At 71.1% G+C, this 20,578-nt stretch carries 4 protein-coding genes; all 4 read right to left on the bottom strand.

Annotated features, from left to right (window positions below; translation table 11 throughout):
• Nucleotides 1-6: 6 nt before the first annotated feature.
• From LZC94_19420 to LZC94_19405, 4 genes are read right to left on the bottom strand one after another with little or no spacing between them, the layout of a single operon-like run.
• Entirely contained in the window at nucleotides 7-1,368 is a 1,362-nt protein-coding gene (locus tag LZC94_19420; protein ID WXB19387.1) for an MFS transporter, read from the bottom strand.
• Nucleotides 1,365-4,094, bottom strand: coding sequence for an alpha/beta fold hydrolase (locus LZC94_19415; GenBank protein ID WXB19386.1), 2,730 nt, complete (start codon nucleotides 4,092-4,094; stop codon nucleotides 1,365-1,367). The genes LZC94_19420 and LZC94_19415 overlap by 4 nt, the downstream gene beginning before the upstream one ends.
• Nucleotides 4,091-17,629: an amino acid adenylation domain-containing protein gene (locus LZC94_19410; protein WXB19385.1), complete on the bottom strand. Its 13,539-nt coding sequence runs from the start codon at nucleotides 17,627-17,629 to the stop codon at nucleotides 4,091-4,093. The genes LZC94_19415 and LZC94_19410 overlap by 4 nt, the downstream gene beginning before the upstream one ends.
• Entirely contained in the window at nucleotides 17,629-20,577 is a 2,949-nt protein-coding gene (locus LZC94_19405) for a type I polyketide synthase (protein WXB19384.1), read from the bottom strand. Before LZC94_19405 ends, LZC94_19410 begins: the two co-directional genes overlap by 1 nt.
• Nucleotide 20,578: the final 1 nt, after the last annotated feature.

Raw genomic sequence — 20,578 nt, 5'->3', positions numbered from 1 at the left:
GGCGGATCAAACACGCGAAGGTTGGGGGGCGGAGATGGCTGCCGTGGGCGGATCGTCGGCGGAGGCGTCGGGCAGCTCGGTCTCGACGTTCACCAGGCGTGGCAGGAGCGAGGCGGCGGCGATCAGCGCGAGGTTCAGCGCGCCGAGCACCACGAACAAGAGCGCGATGCCGCGCCCGGGGCCCACGCCGAGCCAGCGGCCCGCGCTCGCCGCGAGGAGGCCGTCCGCGGCCATGAGCGGCTCGAAGATGCGGTCGGCGAGCGGGCCGGCGATCAGGTACGCGACGGGCACCATGGAGGTCGCGATCATCTGGCGCAGCGCAAAGACACGGCCCTGCATCGCCGGGGGCACCTTCTTCAGCCACACCGATTGCAAGGTGCCGATGCCGAGCTGCATGCACGCCAAAAACACGAAGGCCGCGCCCGCGATGAGCACGGCGTCGAACCGCAGGGCAGCCAGAAAGAGCACCCCCGCGCGGATCGCGAACAGGACGAGCACCGAGCGGACGCGCCGCCGCGGTCCACCCCACAGGCTCATGGCGACGGCGCCGCTCAAGACGCCCAGGCCGCCCACGGTCAGCACGCGGCCGAGCGTCGCCCGATCGGCGAAGGAGAGGACCAGGGGCGCGATCAAGACCACCACCAGGTTCTCCGTGAGGTTCACCGCGGTGAGAAAGAGCTGGAGGGTCAAGAGGCCGGGCCGCGCGCGCAAGTAGCGCCACCCGAACGACATGCGCCGAAGGAATGTCTCGCCTCCGCCGGCGCGCTCCTTGGAGACCGGGTGCGGGATGCGAACCGCCAAAAGCGTCACGATGGCGACGAGGAACGAGGTGCCGTCGAGGAGCACCAAGGTCCCGAGCGGCATCACGCCCAAGAGGGCGCCGGCCGCGAGGGGGGCCGCGATCTGGGAGATCCCCTCCCCCACGCTGATCATGCCGGCCGCGCGCCCGTAGTGCTCCTCGGGCACCAGCACGGTGGTCGACGCGGAGTACGCAGGCCACTGGAGCCCGCGCATGGCGGCGTTGATCGCGGCCACCGCGAACACGTGCCAAGGGCGCAGGTGCTCGGAGACGAACAGAAGCCACAGCGCGAACGACGCCGCCGCCGCGACCGTGTTCGCCACCAGCATCGCGGTGCGCCGGTTCCACCGATCGACCAGCGGCCCCACGAACGGCGAGACGACCACCAGGGGCACCACCGAGCAGAAGGAGTACACGCCGAACTCGGTGATGGATCGGTGGCGCTCGAAGAGCCACACGCCGAACGCAAAGCTGGTGATCGCCGAGCCGAGGGACGAGATCACCTGGCCGAACCAGATGATCACGAACACCGCGAGCTTGCGACCCGGAGCTTCACCCGTCGGGATCATGGCGCGCGGCGGATCTCCCCGGCGCCCGTCACCAGCTCGCGCACGATCGCCGCGAGGCGGGCCACGTGCGGGGGGCGGAGCATGGAAAAGTGATCGCCCGGCGCCACCCGGACGGCCACCGGGGCGCGCGCGAGCGCGTTCCATCCGCCGGTGGGGTCCGCGGCCAAGGGCGGGCCGCCGTCGCCGAGCTCCTCGGGGCGCACCAGGGCGATCGTCGCCGCCGTCGGCTTCGCGCGGTGCGCGGCAAAGGCGCGCAGGTTGGCCGCGTAGACCCGGAGCGCGCGCGTCACCTGCGCGTGCGCGCCCTTTGCGGGCAGAACCCCCTGCGCGCGCGCACGGGCGGCCAGGGCTTCGTCGCCGCCGGGCCCCTCGAGCGACGCCATGTCCTCGAGGGTCAGCGCGAGGGCGTGCTCGCGGGCGAAGAGAACGCGGCACGCGAGATCGCCCGGTCCCTCGTCCCCGTGACCGGGGAGCCGGCTGTCGAGCAGGATGACGCCGGCGACCGGCACCTTCGCGGCCTCGAGCTTGCGCGCCATCGCCACGGCGACCACGCCCCCGAACGACCATGCGAGCAGCCAGACCGGCGCGTCGGGCGCGTGCGCGGCGAGCAGCGACGCGTAGTGCTCGGCCATGGTGTCCACATCGTCGATGGGCTCGCCGTCGTCGTCGCGCCCTCGGGCGTTGAACGCGTGGATGGGACGCTCGGCGCCGAGCGCGCGGGCGAGCGGCAGATACGACAGCGCCGAGCCACCGACGGCGTGCACGCAGTAGAGCGCCGGCTCTTTGCCGCGCGCCTCGAGGGTGACCAGCGCGGACGGCGCACCCGCGCCCCCGGCCTCCTCGCGCAGCGCGCCCGCCAAGGCCTCGATGGTGGTATGGCGAACGAGCTCGGCGGACGAGAGCGAGCGTCCGATGCGCTGCTCGATGCGCGCGAGCATGGTCATCGCGCTGAGCGAGTGGCCGCCGCGCGCGAAGAAGTCGTCGTGCACGCCGATGGGGCGCACGCCGAGCAGATCTTCCCAGATCTCCGCCAGGGTGAGCTCCAGCGGATCGCGCGGCAAGAGCGTCGCGCGCAGCTCGCGGCGCGGCGGGGCGGCCCGGCCCCGTTCGGCCTGGAGCTCGCCCCCGTCGCGGGTGCGGCGGGGGTCGTGCTCCTCGGGCGCTGGCCTCGAGGGCTCGGGGAGGGCGAAGGCCGGCGCGAGCACGCCGAGGGGCTCGTCGGGGCGCGACGTGGCATCGGCGAGGAGCGCGCGGAAGTGCTCGAGCAGGCGCTGCACGGTCTCGGGCGCGAAGAGATCCTGGCTGTACTCGACGCCCACGTCGAGGCCCTCCGCGGTCTCGGTGACCGCGAAGAGGAGATCGAACTTGGCCGTCTTTCGAGGCAGCGCCATCCGGCGGACCGAGAGGCCGTCCATGTCGAGCGAGGGCAGCGGATCGTTCTGCAGGACCAGCACCGCTTGAACGAGCGGCGGCCGCGACGGATCGCGGGTCGGGACCAGCTCCTCCACCAGGCGCGCGAAGGGCACGTCCTGCCGCTGGAACGCCTCCAGGGTCGCCTCCCGAACCCGCGCGACGAGCCCGCGGAACGATGGCGCGCCGCGCAGCGCGGACCGGATGGGCATGAGGTTGACGAAGTCGCCGATGAGCGGCTCGATCTCCGTGCGGCCGCGCCCCGCGACGGGCACGCCCACCGCGAAATCGTCCTGCCCACTGCGGCGCCCGAGGAGGACCTGGAACACCGACAGGAGCACCATGAAGAGCGTGGCCCCTTCGCGCCGCGCGAGCCCGTTCGAGGCGTCCGCGAGCGCGCGGTCGATGGTGGAGCGCAGCTCGCCCCCGCGGTGGCGCATCGCCGCGGGCCGGGGGAAGTCGGTCGCGAGCTCGAGGGGCGGCACGTCGCGCAGGGCCTCCCGGAAGTACGCGAGGTGCTCCTCGAGGCGCGCGCCGGCCATGTAGGCCCGCTGCCAGATCGCATAGTCCGCGAACTGGATGGGCAGCTCGGGCAACGGCGAGCTCGCGCCGCGCGCGAACGCCGGGTAGAGCGCCCCGAGCTCCCGCACCAGGACGCCCAGCGACCAGCCGTCGGAGATGATGTGGTGCATGCCCAAGACGAGCGCGTGCTCGTCCTCGCCGAGCTGGATCCGAAGCACCCGCACCAGAGGCCCCTTCGCGAGATCGAAGGGACGCGCGCTCTCCTCGGCGAGGAGGCGCTCGGCCTCGCGCTCGCGGGCATCCTCGGGCAGCGCGGAGAGGTCCACCTGCGCGATCGGCAGGCCCGCGGCCTCGTGAATGTGCTGATAGGGAACGCGTCGCTCGTGCGGAAAGGTGGTGCGGAGCGACTCGTGCCGCGCCGCGATCGTGTCGCAGGCCCGCTCGAGCGCCGCGACGTCGAGCCGGCCTTTCAGGCGCAGGGCGATGACCACGTTGTAGAGGGGCCCCGGTTCGAGCTGATCGATGAACCAGAGCTGATGCTGGGCGAACGACAAGGGGATGCGCCGGCCCCGGGGGGCACGGGGGATCGCCTGGACGTCGCGCACCGTCGCCGCCGCGCGGGCCGACCCGCGGGCGCGCAGGAGATCGCGGATGCCGTCCTTGCGGGTGCGCAGGGCCTGCATCAGCTCGGGCAGCAGACTGCCGCGGGGCGCGCTGTAGCGGACGGCGTCGCCGTCGAGCCAGAGCTTACCGCCCAAGGCGTGGACGTGATCGAGCAGCTCGGCGTCGTTCACAGCACACCTTGCTCGAGGTCCGCGCTCGCGGGCGCTTCGTGTGGATCGTGATCGGGGTCGTAGACACCGCCCGCCTCGGCGATCAAGGTCGCAAAGGCGGCGAGGGTGGGCTGCTCGAACAAGCTCCGCAGCGGTACTTGCACACCGAACGCCGCTTCGACCCGGGCGATGGCCTGGACCGCGAAGAGCGAGTGGCCTCCTAGCTTGAAAAAATCGTCGTGGCGGCCGACCTCGCGGCACCCCAAGAGCTCCTGCCACTGCGCGGCCAGCGCCCGTTCGATGTCGCCCGCGGGCGCCTGATCGAGCAGCGCGCCCGCGCCCACCGTTTCGGGCGGCGCCAGCGCACGGCGATCGAGCTTGCCGTTGCCGGTCAAGGGAAGCGCATCCATCAGCACGAAGGCCGAAGGCACCATGTACGCGGGCAGCTTGCCGGCGAGCAGGGTCCCGAGCTCGTCGGCCGTGAGCGCAGGATCCTGCGGATCACGCGGCTGGTGCGGCACCACATAGGCGACCAAGCGTGCGTCGCCCTCGTTCGAGCCGAACGCCAGCACCGCGCTCTCGCGCACCCGCGGGCTCTGGGCGATCGCGGCCTCGATCTCGCCGAGCTCGATGCGGAAGCCACGGATCTTGACCTGGTGATCGCTGCGCCCGATGTACGCGACGTCGCCGTCGGGGAGGTAGCGCGCGAGATCGCCGGAGCGATAGAGGCGCGCGCCCGGCCGGGGATCGAACGGGTCGGGAACGAAGCGCGACGAGGTCAGCTCGGGCCGCCCCGCATATCCGCGCGCGACGCCCGCGCCGCCCACGTAGATCTCGCCGGTGACCCCCGCCGGGACCGGCTTCATGTTCGCGTCGAGGATGTAAAACGAGAGATCGGGGATGGGCGCGCCGATGACGCTCCCGGGGGCGCGCTGCACGTCGTCCGCGGTGATGGGGCGGTAGGTGACGTGCACGGTGGTCTCGGTGATGCCGTACATGTTGACCAGGCGCGGCCTCTGATCCCCGTGGCGCTCGATCCACGGGCGCAGGCTAAGAAGATCGAGCGCCTCGCCGCCGAAGACGACCCATCGAAGCGCCAGGGACTCCACCGGCAACGGAGCGAGCCGCTCGGTGTGCACCAGCTGCCGGAACGCGGAGGGCGTCTGGTTGAGCACGGTGATCTGCTCGTCGCGGAGCAATTGGTAGAACGCGTCGGGCGAGCGGCTGACCCAGTAGGGCACGACCACCAGGCGCCCGCCGTGGAGCAGCGCGCCCCAGAGCTCCCACACGGAGAAGTCGAAGGCGATGGAGTGAAAGAGCGTCCACACGTCGCGCTCGTCGAAATGGAACCACGCCTGGGTGGAGGTGAAGAGCCGCAACACGTTGGCGTGGGTGATCTCCACCCCCTTGGGCTGACCGGTGGAGCCCGAGGTGTAGATGACATATGCCAAGGTCGCCGGGGTGGCCTCGCTCGCAGGCGCCGTATGGGGGTACGGCTCGAGGAGCGCCGCGTCCCGGTCGATGCACAGGGTCTCTGCACCGCCCGACGCCACCTGCGCGCGCAAGCTCTCCTGCGTGATGACCACCCGCGCTCGAATGTCGTTCAGGATGAACGCGAGGCGTTCGGGGGGCGAGCTCGGATCGAGCGGCACATACGCGCCGCCGGCCTTGAGGATCCCCAGCACCGCGATCACCATCTCGATGGATCGCTCGATGCAAAGCCCCACCGTGACCTCCGGCCCCACGCCGCGCGCGCGCAGCAGGTGCGCGAGCTGGTTGGCGCGCGCGTCGAGCTCGCGGTAGGTCAGCGTCGTTCGCTCGTATCGGATCGCCGGCGCATCGGGGCGCTCGGCGGCGCGCTGCGCGAAGAGATCGTGAAGGCACGGGGCCTTTTGCACCTCGATGCGCGCGGTGGGGCGCGCCACGGCATCCTCGAGGAGCGCGCGCAGGTGCTCGAACATGCGCCGGGCGGTGCGCTCTTCGAAGAGGTCCGTGCTGTACTCGACCCGGACCTGCAGGCCATCGGCGGCGGTCTCGGCGAACGACATCGACAAATCGAACTTGGCCGTCGCGTGGGGCGCGTCGATGGGGCGCACGGTGAGCCCGCCCAGATCGAGCGCCGGCATCGGTTCGTTCTGCAGGACGAGCACGGCTTGGACCAGCGGCGGGCGCGCGGGATCGCGGACCGTGACCAGCTCGGAGACCAGGCGATCGAAGGGCACGTCTTGGTGCTGGAACGCCTCGAGGCTCGCCTCGCGGATCCGCGCGACGAGCTCCACGAACGTAGGGGCGCCGCCGAGGGAGGCGCGGATGGGCACGAGGTTCACGAAGTCGCCGATGAGCGGCTCGATCTCCGCGCGGCTGCGCCCGGCCACCGGCACGCCGACCGCGAAGTCGTCTTGCCCGGCATGACGGCCGAGGACGATCTCGAACGCCGCCAGGAGCACCATGAAGAGCGTCGCCCCCTCGCGACGCGCGAGCGCGTTCACCGCATCGGAGAGCGCGCGATCCAGCGCGAAGCTCAGCGCCGCGCCGCGGTGGCTGCGCGTCTTCGGACGGGGAAAGTCGGTCGCCAGGTTCAACACCGGGACTCCCTCGAGCGCGCGGCGGAAGTACGCCAGGTGCTCCTCGAGGCGGGGGCCCGCCATGTACGCGCGCTGCCAGACGGCGTAGTCGGCGAACTGGAGGGGCAGCTCGGGCAGCGGCGACGGCCTGCCTTGCACGAAGGCTGGATAGAGCGCGCCGAGCTCCTGCACCACCCGGCCGAGCGACCAGCCGTCGGAGACGATATGATGCATGCCGAGCACCAGCACGTGGGCATCTTCGTGGCGTCGCACCAAGAGCACCCGCACCAGCGGCCCGGCCGCGAGATCGAACGGACGCGACGCGGCGTCGGCCGCGAGCCGCTCGGTCTCACGGGTGCGCGCCTCCTCCGAGAGCAGGCTGAGATCGACGTGCGCAATCGGGAGGCCCGCCGGATCGTGAACGCGCTGGTAAGGGATCCCCCGCTCCTGGTGGAAGGTGGTCCGCAGCACCTCGTGACGCTGCACGATGGCGTCGCATGCGCGCTGGAGCGCGGGCACGTCGAGCGGACCCTGGAGCTCGAGGACGGCGGTCAGATTGTAGAGGGAGCTCGGCTCGAGCTGGTCGATGAACCAGAGCTGCTGCTGCGCAAAGGAGAGCGGGATGCGCGCATCCCGGCGAGCCTTGGGGATGCGGGCCTCGCCCGGGACGCGCTCCGCCTCGCGCGGCGCGTCCGTCACCAAGGTCGCCACCAAATCCGCAAAGCCCGCGAGGGTGGGTCGCTCGAACAAAGCGCGCAGGGGCACCTCCACGCCAAACACCGTGTTGACCCGTGCGATGGCCTGGATCGCGGAGAGCGAGTGGCCGCCGAGCGCGAAGAAGCCGCTCGCCCGGCCGATCTCCTTGCGCCCGAGCAGCTCTTGCCACTGCGCGGCGATCGCGCGCTCGGCCTCGGTCGCGGGCGCCTCGAGCGCGGGCGTGGAAACCGCGGCGGTGCCGGCCGCCGCGGGCGGGTTGCGGTCGACGTACGCGAGATCGCCACCCGGCAGGGATCGAGCGTACTTACCGGTGCGATGCAGACGCACGCCGGCGATGCCGGTGTAGACGTGGCCAACGACGCCATCGGGCACGGGCTCCATCGCCTCGTCGAGGACGTGGATGGTCTCGTCGGGGATGCGGCGCTGTGCTTCGAGCCACGCCGCGCGCTCCTTCGAGCTGAGCATCGGGAGCGCGCCGATGCGGCGATCGGGGCGCTCGACGATGGCGCCGAGCAGCACCTCGAAGCACGCGGCCATGCGCTCCATGGTGGCGCGGTCGAAGAGATCGCGATCGTAGTCCCACCCGCCCGCGAGCGTAGGACCGTGATCGGTGAGGGTCAGGGACAAATCGAACTGCGCGGTCGCAGGCGGGCTATCCAGGATCTCCACGTGCAGATCGCCCGTGTCGAGGGGGACAGGCTCGTTCTGGAGCACGAACATCGCTTGGAAGAGCGGGTTTCGTGACAGATCCCGCGCCGCGCCCGCCGCGTCGACGACCTTCTCGAACGGCGCGTCCTGATGCGCATAAGCCGCGAGCGCGACCTGGCGGGTGCGCGCGAGGAGCTCGAGGAAGGTCGGCGCCCCCGACAGATCGCCGCGGATCGCCAAGGTGTTGACGAAGAGGCCGATGAGCGGCTCCAGCTCGGCGCGCGACCGATTGGCGATGGGGGTGCCCACGCAGATGTCGTCTTGCCCGCTGTAGCGATGGAGCAGCACTTGGAACGCCGCCATCAGGCCCATGAACAGGGTCACGCCCTGCCCGTCGCACAGCCGTTTCAGGGCGCGCGTGGTCTCCTCCGACAGTGCCACGTCGATCCGCGCGCCGCGGTAGGCCGGCGCGACGGCGCGCGCGTGGTCCGTGGGGAGCGCCAGAGGCGCTACGTGCGCGAGCTGCTCTCTCCAATAGGCCAGATGGTGCGCGAGCCGGGCCTCGTTCAAGTACGCGCGCTGCCAGACCGCAAAGTCCGCATATTGAACGGGCAGCTCGGGCAATGTCGAGGTCTTCTCCGTCGCGTTCATGCGCGCGTCGTAGAGCGCGCCCAGCTCCGTCGCCAGCACGCCGAGCGACCAGCCGTCGGACACGATGTGGTGCATCGTGACGAGGAGCACATGTTCCTCGGGCGCGAGGCGGAGGAGCCGCGTGCGCAAGAGCGGCCCGCGGCGCAGGTCGAACGAGCGCCCCGCGTCGCCTTCGATATGGCGGCGCATCGCCTGCTCGCGCGCCGCGGCATCGAGCGCCGAGAGATCCTCGACCGGGAGCGCCCCGTCGATCTCCGGCGCGATCACCTGCACCGGCTGGTCCCCGCGCGATACGAAGGTGGTGCGCAAAATCTCGTGCCGCCGCACCACGTCGCCGAACGCGCGGCGCAAGGTCTCGACGTCGAGCGCCCCGCGGACGCGCAGCGCGCCCGGCATGACGTACGCCGCGCTGTCCGGCTCGAGCTGGTCGAGGAACCAAAGCCGCTGCTGCGCGTACGAGAGCGGCAGGTCTCCATCGCGCGCGACCCGTACGATGGCGGCCGTCCGATCGCGCGCTGGGCTCGCGCTCCAGGTGCGCGCGATGCGCTCGGCGAAGCCCGCGAGGGTCGGCGCCTCGAAGAGCGTCTGGAGCGAGAGCTCGACGTCGAACGCGGCGCTGGCGCGCGAGACGGCCTGCATCGCCGAGAGCGAATGGCCGCCCCGCGCAAAGAAGTCGTCCCCTCGCCCCACGGCCTCGCACCCGAGCAGGCGTTGCCACTGCGCCGCCAAGGTGCGCTCGATCTCCGTGCTCGGGGCTTCGTACACCGGCGCGCCGTCCCCTTGGGTTTCGAGGGCCGGCAGGGCGCGGCGGTCGAGCTTGCCGTTGGGGGTGATGGGCAGCGCATCGAGGACGACGAACGCCGTGGGGACCATGAAGGCCGGGAGGCGTTCTTCGAGCGCGCGCCGCGCTTCGGCGAGGAACGTGCTCTCGCCGGCCTCCGCGAGCGCCTCGGGCGCCGGCACCACATAACCGACCAAGCACGGACCGCCCGGGGCGTCTTCGCGCAGGAGCACCGCGGCCTCGCGCACGGCCGGCAGCGCGAGCAGCGCCGCCTCGATCTCCCCGAGCTCGATCCGAAACCCGCGCAATTTAACCTGCGCATCGCTCCGGCCCAGGTACTCGATCGTGCCGTCCGGCAAGTGCCGCGCGACATCTCCGGATTTGTAAAGGCGCCGCCCCGGTGCCTTCGCGAACGGATCGGGGATGAACCGCTCCGCCGTGAGCGCCGCGCGCCCATGGTAGCCGCGCCCCACCTGCACACCGCCGATGTACAAGTCCCCCGCCACCCCCACGGGCACCGGGTGAAGCTGCGCATCGAGCAGGTAGATCTGCGTATTCGCGACCGGTTTGCCGATGGGCACCAGCCCTCCGGTGGACCCGGGATCGCACGTAGCGTGCGTCACGTCCACCGCCGCCTCGGTGGGGCCGTACAGGTTGTGCAGCGCCACCCCGGGCAGCACCTCGCCAAAGCGCCGCACCTGCTCCGCGCCCAGCGCCTCGCCGCTGGCGATCACCCGCCGCAAATGCCGCGCGCACGACCCCGCGCGGGGATAGCTCAAAAATACCTGCAGCATCGACGGCACGAAGTGCACCGTGGTGATCGCCTGCTTCGCGATCACCTCCACGAGGTAATCGAGGTGCTTGTGCCCCTCGGGCCGCGCCACCACCAGCCGCGCCCCGACCATCAGCGGCCAGAAGAACTCCCACACGGACACGTCGAAGCTGAATGGCGTCTTCTGGAGGACCCCTTCCCCGGGCTGCAACCCATACTGCGCTTGCATCCACGCCAGCCGGTTGCGGATCGCCTCGTGGCTGTTGATCGCGCCCTTGGGGTTGCCCGTCGAGCCCGACGTATAGATCATGTACGCCGCGTTCTGCGGGCTCAGCGCGACCTCTGGCGCGTGCGCCGGTTGGTCCACCGACGCAAGCACCTCGGCCTTGCCGAGCACCAAGCGCACCTTGGCGTCCTCCGTCAGGTAGCGAAGCCGCTCCGCCGGGTAGCTCGGGTCGAGCGGCACATACGCGCCGCCCGCTTTCAGGATGCCCACGAGCGCGATCACCAGCTCCAGCGAGCGCTCCATGGAGACGCCCACGAGCACCTCGGGTCCGACCCCGCGCGCGCGCAGTGCGTGCGCAAGTTGGTTGGCGCGCGCATCGAGCTCTTGGTACGTCAAGCTCTGGTTCTCGAAGACCACCGCCACGGCGTCCGGAGTGCGCGCGGCCTGCTCGGCGATCCACGCGTGGATGAACCTTGGCCCCTCGTAGCTCGCCGCCGTATCGTTCCACCCGTAGGCGATGCGGCGCTCGGCCTCCCGGGTGAGCAGGGGCGCGTGGTCGTGCCGCGCGGACGGATCGCGCACGATCTGCTCCAGGGTTGCCAGGTAGGTGCGGGCGATGCTCTCGATTTGCTCGGCGCACACCTGGTTGCGATCGTGATCGAGGCGCAGCGCCAGGGTCCCCTTGTCGGAGTCCTTGATGAAGTTCGCCTCCAGCGTGTAGTGCGTGTAGTTGATGGCGTGCGACGACTCCAGGATCTCCGCGATGCCCGACCGTGAGATGGCCTCGAGGTTGTAGAAGTCGATGAAGTTGAACGCCGTCTCGAAGAGCGCGCCCCCCGCCTCCCGCTGGAGCGCGGCCAGAGGATAGCGCCGGTGGGGGATCATCTGCACCATGGTCTGGTGCGCCCGGCGCGCGAGATCGGTCCATGTGCCGTCCGCGAGCTCGAGGCGCAGAGGTAGCGTGTTGAGGAAGAGGCCGAGCACCCGCTCACCGCCCGCCTCCTCGAGCCGCGCATCCGCCACCAAGCCGGTGACCACGTCGCGCTTGCCCGACGTGACCCCCATCACCTTCACGTGCGCCGCCATCAGGATCGCCTTGAGCGGAACGCCCATGCGCTTCTCCGCGGCGTGCAGGCGCGCCGTCAGCTCGGCCGGGAACACCTCGTACCATGACTCCATGCGCAGCGCGCCGGGCCGCCGGGCCGCCGCCGTCCACCGCGGGAGGGTGAGCAAGCTGGCGCCGCGCAGGGTCTCGCTCCAAAAGGCGCGCGCGGGCTCGGAGGCCAGGATGGCGCGCTCCTCGGCCACATAGTCCGCGAAGGTCGGATCGAGCTGCGCCTCGACCGCCAGCCGCCCATCCGCGAGGAGCGACGCGTAGTGCGTGAACATCTCGGCGAGCAACGTCGCCAGCGCCCAGCCGTCGATGATCGGGTGGAAGTCGGTGATCGTGAGCTGCAAGGTCTCGCTCGTGCGCACGTGAACGCAAAATCGCAGGAGCGGCAGCGCGTGAAAATCGAAGCGACGCGTCTCCTCCGCCTCGACGTAGTCGCGGACGGCCTGCGCTTGCTCGGCCTCCGTCACGTGACGGATGTCCACCACCTCGAGCGGCAGGTGCGCGCGCGCGCTCACGAGCTGCAGCGGCTCGCGGAACGTGTCGAGGTCGAAGGTGGTGCGCAGCATCGGGTGGCGCTCGACCACGCGCAGGATCGCCCGCTGCATCTTCTCGCGATCGAACGGGAGGCGCAGGTGGATGCTGTTGACGTTGTGGTAGACGTTCTCCTCGGGGTTGAGCCGCATGTGGAAGAACATGCCCGCCTGCAGCAAGGTGAGCGGATAAGCGTCCACCACGCCCTCGGGCAGCTTGGCCCGATCCTCGGCGGCCACCTGCTCGAACGGCGCCGCCCGGCGCGCGGCGATCGCCCGCGCCGAGACCTCCTGCAGCGCGCCCCCGAGCTCGCGGAGGGTCTGGTGCAGAAAGAGATCCTGGAGCGAAAAGAGCAGCCCGCGCGCCTTCGCGAGGCCGACGACCTGGATGCCGCGGATCGAGTTGCCGCCCAGATCGAAGAAGTTGTCGTCGAGGCCAATGGGGCCGACGCCCAGCACATCGCTCCAGATGGATCCAAGCGTCCTCTCGGCGTCCGAGCGCGGCTCCGCGCGCTCCACCTTGCGCGCGGCGGCGCCGATCTCTGGCGCGGCAAGCGCGCGGCGATCGAGCTTGCCGTTGGGGGTGATGGGCAGCGCGTCGAGGACGACGAACGCCGTGGGGACCATGAAGGCCGGGAGGCGTTCTTCGAGCGCGCGCCGCGCTTCGACGAGGAACGCGCCGTCGCCGCCCTCGGCGAGCTCGCGCCGCACGGGCGCCAGGTAGGCGACGAGGCGCGGAGCGCCGGGCGTGTCTTCGCGCAGGAGCACCGCGGCCTCGCGCACGGCCGGCAGCGCGAGCAGCGCCGCCTCGATCTCCCCGAGCTCGATCCGAAACCCGCGCAATTTAACCTGCGCATCGCTCCGGCCCAGGTACTCGATCGTGCCGTCCGGCAAGTACCGCGCGACATCTCCGGATTTGTAAAGGCGCCGCCCCGGTGCCTTCGTGAACGGATCGGGGATGAACCGCTCCGCCGTGAGCGCCGCGCGCCCGTGGTAGCCGCGCCCCACCTGCACACCGCCGATGTACAAGTCCCCCGCCACCCCCACGGGCACCGGGCGAAGCTGCGCATCGAGCAGGTAGATCTGCGTATTCGCGACCGGTTTGCCGATGGGCACCGGCCCTCCGGTGGACCCGGGATCGCACGTAGCGTGCGTCACGTCCACCGCCGCCTCGGTGGGGCCGTACAGGTTGTGCAGCGCCACCCCGGGCAGCACCTCGCCAAAGCGCCGCACCTGCTCCGCGCCCAGCGCCTCGCCGCTGGCGATCACCCGCCGCAAATGCCGCGCGCACGACCCCGCGCGGGGATAGCTCAAAAATACCTGCAGCATCGACGGCACGAAGTGCACCGTGGTGATCGCGTGCTTCGCCATGACGTCGACCAGGTAGTCGAGCTCCTTGTGCCCCTCGGGCCGCGCGACCACCAGCCGCGCCCCGACCATCAGCGGCCAGAAGAACTCCCACACGGACACGTCGAAGCTGAATGGCGTCTTCTGGAGGACCCCTTCCCCGGGCTGCAACCCATACTGCGCTTGCATCCACGCCAGCCGGTTGCGGATCGCCTCGTGGCTGTTGATCGCGCCCTTGGGGTTGCCCGTCGAGCCCGACGTATAGATCATGTACGCCGCGTTCTGCGGGCTCAGCGCGACCTCTGGCGCGTGCGCCGGTTGGTCCACCGACGCAAGCACCTCGGCCTTGCCGAGCACCAAGCGCACCTTGGCGTCCTCCGTCAGGTAGCGAAGCCGCTCCGCCGGGTAGCTCGGATCGAGCGGCACATACGCGCCGCCCGCTTTCAGGATGCCCACGAGCGCGATCACCAGCTCCAGCGAGCGCTCCATGGAGACGCCCACGAGCACCTCGGGTCCGACCCCGCGCGCGCGCAGTGCGTGCGCAAGTTGGTTGGCGCGCGCATCGAGCTCTTGGTACGTCAAGCTCTGGTCCTCGAAGACCACCGCCACGGCGTCCGGAGTGCGCGCGGCCTGCTCGGCGATCCACGCGTGGATGAACCTTGGCCCCTCGTAGCTCGCCGCCGTGTCGTTCCACCCGTAGGCGATGCGGCGCTCGGCCTCCGCCGTGAGGAGCGGGAGGGTCGAGATGCGGCCGTCCGGGCGCGCGGCGATCGCGCCGAGCAAGGTCCGGAAGTGTTCGAGCCAGCGGCGCACGGTGGTCGCATCGAACAGATCGCGGTCGTATTCGACGTCGACGACCAGCTCGTGGGGGCTCTGGGTGACGTTGACCGTCAGATCGTACTTGCTGGTGCCGGCGTGGTTCGGGGTCACCGCGGCGGCGATGTCGAGCAGGCGCGGGCCCTCGGGGGGCTTGCGGTCCATGTTGAAGACGACATTGACCAGCGGCGGGCGGCCCGGATCGCGCGGTGGGTTCAGCGCCTCCAAAATCCGGCCAAACGGGATCTGCGGGTGATCGAGCGCCTCGAGGAGCGCCTGCCGCACCCGGGCGAGGTACTGCACGAAGGGCGGATCGCCCTCGAGCTGCGTGCGGATCGGCAGCAGGTTGACGCAATAGCCCACCAGGTTCTGCACCCCCGCGGCGGCCTGCCCGGCGGTGACGATGCCGACCACCAGATCGCGCTGGCCCGAGAGCCGATGCAACAGGCACTTGAACGCCGCGAGCAAGGTCGCGAACAAGGTCGCGCCGTGCTTGCCGCCGGTGCGGGTCAGATCGCGCAGAAGCGCCTCGTCGAGGATGAGCCGCTCCACGGCGCCGGCAAAGCGCCGCGCGGGCGGACGCGGGCGATCGTACGGCAGATCGAGCACCGGGAGCTCGCCGTCGAAGCGCGCGAGCCAGTAGCGCTGGGCGGCCTTCGCCTCGGGGCTCCGGGCCACCTCCGCGAGCCACGCCACGTAGTCGCGGAAGCCCATGGCGGGCCGCGGCGGCGGTGCTCCCCCCGATCGCGCGACCGCGTAGAGCTGCGCGAGCTCCTCGACCAGCGCCGCGTTGGACCAGCCGTCGGTGACGAGGTGATGAAGGGTCAAGACCAACACATGGCGCCGCGCGTCCTTGCGGAGCAGCGCCGCGCGCACCAGCGGACCGCGCGCCAGATCGAAGGGGCGCGCCGCCTCGGCCTTCTGCCATGCGGCGATCCCAGCCTCGTCCGAGGCGCCCGACCATGCCTCGCCGGCATCGGTGAACGGCACGTCGAGGGTGAGCGCGGGCGCGATCTCCTGGGCGGTACCGTCGTCGTTGAAGCGCGCGCGCAAGATCTCGTGGCGCGCGACCAGGTCCTGGAGCGCGCGCTCCAGCGCGGCGCGGTCGAGCTCACCCTCCAGATGGAGCGCCATCGACTCGTTGTACGCTTGCTTGGCCTGCTCGCTGATCTGCGACGCGACCCAGAGATCGCGCTGCGCCGAGGTGGTGGGGATGGGCGGCATGCGCGGGCGCACATGCGCCTGAGGGGCCGTGCGGGTCGCGGGCACGGGGATGAATCCGCCTTCGATCATCTCTTCGATCGAGGCGTGTACCGCGGCCTCGAAGTGGAGGATCTGCTCCTCGGTGTGGGCGGTGGAGAGGAAGTTGTTCCCGGTGCCGCGCAGGTAGACCCCCTGCTCCATCATCTGGAAGAGGAAGATCTCCGCGTAGGGGATCTCGCGCGGAAAGACGAAGCGGAAGAGCGAGCCGAAGGACACCGTGCGGATCGCCACGCCCTGAGCGTCGAACCAGCGGTTGAGCGAATCGGCCAGCGCGGCGGTGCGCGCGTTGAGGCGCTCCTGGAGCTCGGGGCCCTCGCTCCGAAGGTGAAGGAGCGTCGCCCACACCGCCTCGAAGTGGAGCGGGTGCTTGTGGTAGGTGCCGGTCAAGAAGGTGCGTTCGGCCTGCGGGTACGAGCCGTCGCCGAACTTCCAGCGGCCGCCGTCGATGGCGTCGAGGTAGCGCGCCTTTCCGGCGATCGCGGCCACGGGCAATCCGCCGCCCAGCGCCTTGCCGTAGGTCGTGAGATCGGGGCGCACGTCGAAGAGGCCTTGGCAGCCGCGGGGGTGCACGCGGAAGCCCGTCACCACCTCGTCGAAGATGAGCGCGCACCCCGCCTGCTCGGTGATGGCGCGCAGCTCGCGCAAAAATTCGACGGGCACGAGGTCGGGGCGGCGGCTCTGCACCGGCTCCACCAGCACGGCGGCGAGCTCCCCGGCGCGCGCGCGGATCACGTCCAGCGCCTCGGGCGAGCCGTACTCCAGGACCAGCGCGTCGCGGGCGGCGCCCTGGGGTACGCCAGGAGCGGCGGCGGTGGAGCGGTGCTGGCCGTCGGTCGAGCGCACCGGGCGCGCCAGAATTTCGTTGGACCAGCCATGGTAGGAGCCGGTGAAGAACGCCACCGTCTCGCGCCCGGTGACCGTGCGGGCCAAGCGGATGGCGCCCATCACCGCCTCGGTGCCGGAGTTGCAAAAGGTCGCGCGCTCCGAGCCGGTGAGCTCGCAGAGCAACCGCGCGCAGTCGCCCACCCGCGGCGACTCGCCGCCGATGAGCAGGCCGCGCTCGGTCTGCCGCGCGAGCGCCGAGACGATGAAGTCGGGGCTATGGCCGAACAGCAGGGCGCCAAAGCCCATGGCCCAGTCGACATATTCGTTCCCGTCGATGTCCCAGACCCGGGCGCCTTCGCCGCGCTCGAGCGCCAGGAGGTAGACCATCTCCTTCCAGAAAGGCCGGAACCCGACGACCCGGTTGCTATCGGCGAGGGTCGCGCGATCCCGCTGCGCAAGCCGCTTGGACCCCACCGTGCGCGCGCCGTACCGCGCCGCGAGCGCCTCGAGATGCGTTTCTTGGCGGGCGGTGAGCTGCCCCGAGACGACCGCGGGCGCCGCGGCGATCGCGATGGACGCCGCCGGTGCCGCGGGCGCGGGGCTCGGAGATGCTGTGGCCGAGGGCGCCGGAATCGGAGGTGCCGCGACCGATGGCGCAGGTGCCAGGGGCGCGTCGGCCGTGGGCGCGGGTGCCAGGGGCGCGTCGGCCGTGGGCACGAGGAGCTCCGGTGCGGGGGCCGCAGGCCGGATCGCCGGTCGCGTCCCGTTGCGAGCGGTGCGGGCGGGCGCGCCAGCGGTATCGCGCAGCAGCTCGAGCTGCTCGGTGAGGATCTGGAGCTGGCGGGCGAAGAGCGCCTGCATGGCATCGGCGGGCAGCGCAGTATCCGCGAGGACGCGCGCGGCGGGCGGCGCCGGAGCCGGAGCACTTGCCGCAGATGCCGCCGGCGCCGCGGTCGCAGGTGCGGCCGGAGCGCGCACCGCAGGTGCCGCCGGCGCCGGCGCGACGGGCGAAGCCGGTGCCGCGGCGGGCGGCGCGACCTTGGCGAGCTCGCGATCGATGAAGTCCGCGAGGGAGACGATGGTCGGATTGTCCTCGATGATGAAGCGCACCGGGATGGCGACCTGGAAGGTGTCTTGGATGGCCTGGCTGGCTTGAACCATCAAGAGCGAGTCGGCGCCCAGCTCGAGGAACGAAGCGTCGGCCGCGATGGCGCTGGGCGCGATGCCGGACATCCCGCTGAAGATGTCCTTCAGGATGGAGACGGTGGCGCCCGCCCCGTTGTTCGTCACGTGGCTCGTCATCAGGAGTGACCTCTTCGCAAAACGTCGATTTGCAGCGACAAAACCCGCAATTGCTCGGTCATCAGCGCCTCGATGGCGCCCGCCGGCACGTTCGCCTCGGGCGCAAGGTGCGCAGCAGGTGTAAGGTGCGCAGCAGGCGCAAGGTGCGGTACGACCGCGGGTAAGACCTCCGGTACGACCGCAGGAGTCGGTACGGCCGCGGGCAAGACCTCCGGTACGACCGGCGCCGCGGCCGGCGCATCCGAGGCTGCTGCACCCTTGGGCAACGCCCACGCGGAGCTAACCGCATCGATCCAGTGCCGCGTGCGCTCGAACGGATACGTCGGGAGCGGCACGCGACGGCGGCCTTGCTTCCCCGAGGCCGAGAGCCAGTCGAACGTCACGCCCGCGATCCACATGCGCCCGGCGGTCTCCAGCCAGTGCGCGCGCTCGGAGCCCGGATCCTCGACGTGGCGGCTCGAGGCCACCATCGAGTGCTCGGCGCCAAACGCAGGGTGACGGCGCGCGAGGCCGCTGAGGGTCTGCCCGGGGCCGACCTCCAAGAGCACCCCGTTGGGATCGCGCATCACCTCCGCGAGCCCCTCCGAAAAGCGCACCGGCTGACGCAGGTGCGCCAGCCAGTAGGCCGGCGATCGCGCCTCGTCCTCGGTGATCCAGGTGCCGGTCAGGTTGGAGACCCAGCGGACCTTTGGCGCGTTGAACGTCACCTTCGCGAGCGCCTCGGCGAACGGCGCCATCATCGGCTCCAGCATCGACGAGTGAAACGCATGCGACACCGCGAGCCGCCGGCAACGCACCCCACGCTGCTCGGCGAGGCTCCGCGCCAGGGCATCGACCGACTCCGTCGGGCCCGAGACCACGCAGTTCGCGGGGCCATTGATCGCGGCCAGAGAGAGCCCATCGACGAGCGCCGCCTTCACCTCGGGCGCCGGCAGCGGCACCGCGAGCATCGCCCCCGCCGGGATGGCTTGCATCAGCCGTCCGCGCGCGGCGACCAGCGCGAGGGCATCGTCGAGCGACAGCACCCCCGCCACGCACGCCGCCACATACTCCCCCAAGCTATGGCCGAGCATGGCCCGCGGCTCGAGCCCCCACGATCGCCAGAGGCGCGCCATCGCAAACTCCACCGCGAACAGCGCGGGCTGCGCAAACCGGGTCTCGGCGAGCTCCCGCGCCGCGCCCTCGGCCCGTTCCGCCTGCGGATGGTGCGGATAGAGGAGCTCGCGCAAATCGCGCCCCAAGAGGGGCAAGAGACGCGCGGCGCACCGCTCGATCTGTTTGCGGAAGACCGGCTCGTGCTCGTAGAGCTCCCGCCCCATGTTCGGGTGCTGGCTCCCCTGCCCCGGAAACAAGAAGACGACCGGCCGATCCTGCTGCTCCTGGCGCGCGCCAACCATGCGATTCGGATCGCGCGCGCGAAGCACCTGGATGGCATCGTCGCGATCGCGAACGACGAAGGCGCGCCGCTCGCTGAACGTTCGCCGCCCGATTCGCAAGGTGTGCGCCACGTCTGCGAGCACGAGCTCGGGGTGAGCCTCCAGATGATCGGCCAGCCGCACCGTCATCGCATCGAGGGCGGCCTCCGTGCGGGCCGAGAGGAGCACGAGCTGGTGGGGCGCCGAGGGTGCCGCCGGCGCGGGCTCGGGCGCCTCCTCCAGGATGACGTGGGCGTTGGTGCCCCCGATGCCGAACGAGCTCACCCCGGCGCGACGCGGGGTATTTCCCCTGGGCCACTCCGCGAGCTGGGTGTTGACGAAGAACGGACCGTGCTCCCAATCGACCCGCGGATTCGGCGCCCGGAAGTGCAGGCTCGGCGGGATCTGCCGGTGCGCGAGCGCGAGCACCGTCTTCACGACGCCGGTCACCCCCGCCGCCGCATCCAGGTGCCCGAGGTTCGACTTCACCGAGCCGAGCGCGCAGAAGCGCCGCTTGTCGGTCGACGCGCGGAACGCTTTGGTGAGCGCCTGCACCTCGATGGGATCGCCGAGCTGGGTCGCGGTGCCGTGCCCCTCGACGTAGGAGATGGTGTCGGCCGGCACGCCGGCGTTGGCCAGCGCCTCCGCGATCACCTCGGCCTGCCCGTCCACCGACGGCGCCGTGTAGCCGACCTTGCTGGAGCCATCGTTGTTGACCGCCGAGCCGAGGATCACCGCGCGGATGGTGTCGCCGTCGGCGCGAGCGTCCTCGAGGCGCTTGAGCGCGACCATCCCGAGGCCGCTCCCGAAGATGGTGCCCTGCCCGTCCGCGTCGAAGGAGCGGCAGTGCCCATCGGGCGAAAAGATGCCGCCGGGCACGTGCTGGTAGCCAAAGCGGTTGTGCACCAGCCCCGCCACCCCGCCGGCCAGCGCCATGTCGCACTCGTGGTTCAAGAGGCTCTGGCAAGCGATGTGGATGGCCGCCAGCGAGGTGGAGCACGCGCTCTGCACCAGGCAGCTCGGTCCGCGCAAATCGAGCGCGTACGAGATGCGCGAGGGCATGTAGTCCTTGTCGTTCGCGAGCTGCAGCGCCACATAGCCCGCCGAGGTGGCCGCGGGGTTGCCCACCAGGTGGAAGATCAAGTAGCCGTTCATGGCGGCCCCCGCGTAGAGGCCGACCAGCCGCGCATCGCGCGCGGTGTCGTAGCCGGAGTCCTCGAGGGTCTCCCACGCGCACTCCATCAGGAGGCGGTGCTGCGGATCCATGATCTCGGCCGCGCGCGGCAGAAAGCCGAAGAACGCCGCGTCGAACGCGTCGATGCCCTCGAGGGTGGACGCGGCCTTGACGAACGAGGGATCGCGCACGAGCTCGGGCGCCACCCCGCGCGCGAGGAGCTCGTCGTCGGTGTAGAACGAGATGAGCTCGACCCCGTCGCGGAGGTTCTTCCAGAACGCATCGAGATCGGGGGAGCGCGGAAACCGCCCGGACATCCCCACGATCGCGATGCGATTGCCATCGGACGATTCCGGCATG

The organism is Sorangiineae bacterium MSr11954 (assembly GCA_037157815.1).
Taxonomy (GTDB): domain Bacteria; phylum Myxococcota_A; class Polyangia; order Polyangiales; family Polyangiaceae; genus Pendulispora; species Pendulispora albinea.
Note: the sequence above shows the minus strand (reverse complement) of the source record. Positions and strands in the feature narration are given on the sequence as shown.

Bases quoted from the DNA above. Each gene is read 5' to 3' on its own strand.
- LZC94_19420 (WXB19387.1), bottom strand. From the start codon at position 1,368: ATGATCCCGACGGGTGAAGCTCCGGGTCGCAAGCTCGCGGTGTTCGTG.
- LZC94_19405 (WXB19384.1), bottom strand. From the start codon at position 20,577: ATGCCGGAATCGTCCGATGGCAATCGCATCGCGATCGTGGGGATGTCC.
- LZC94_19410 (WXB19385.1), bottom strand. From the start codon at position 17,629: ATGACGAGCCACGTGACGAACAACGGGGCGGGCGCCACCGTCTCCATC.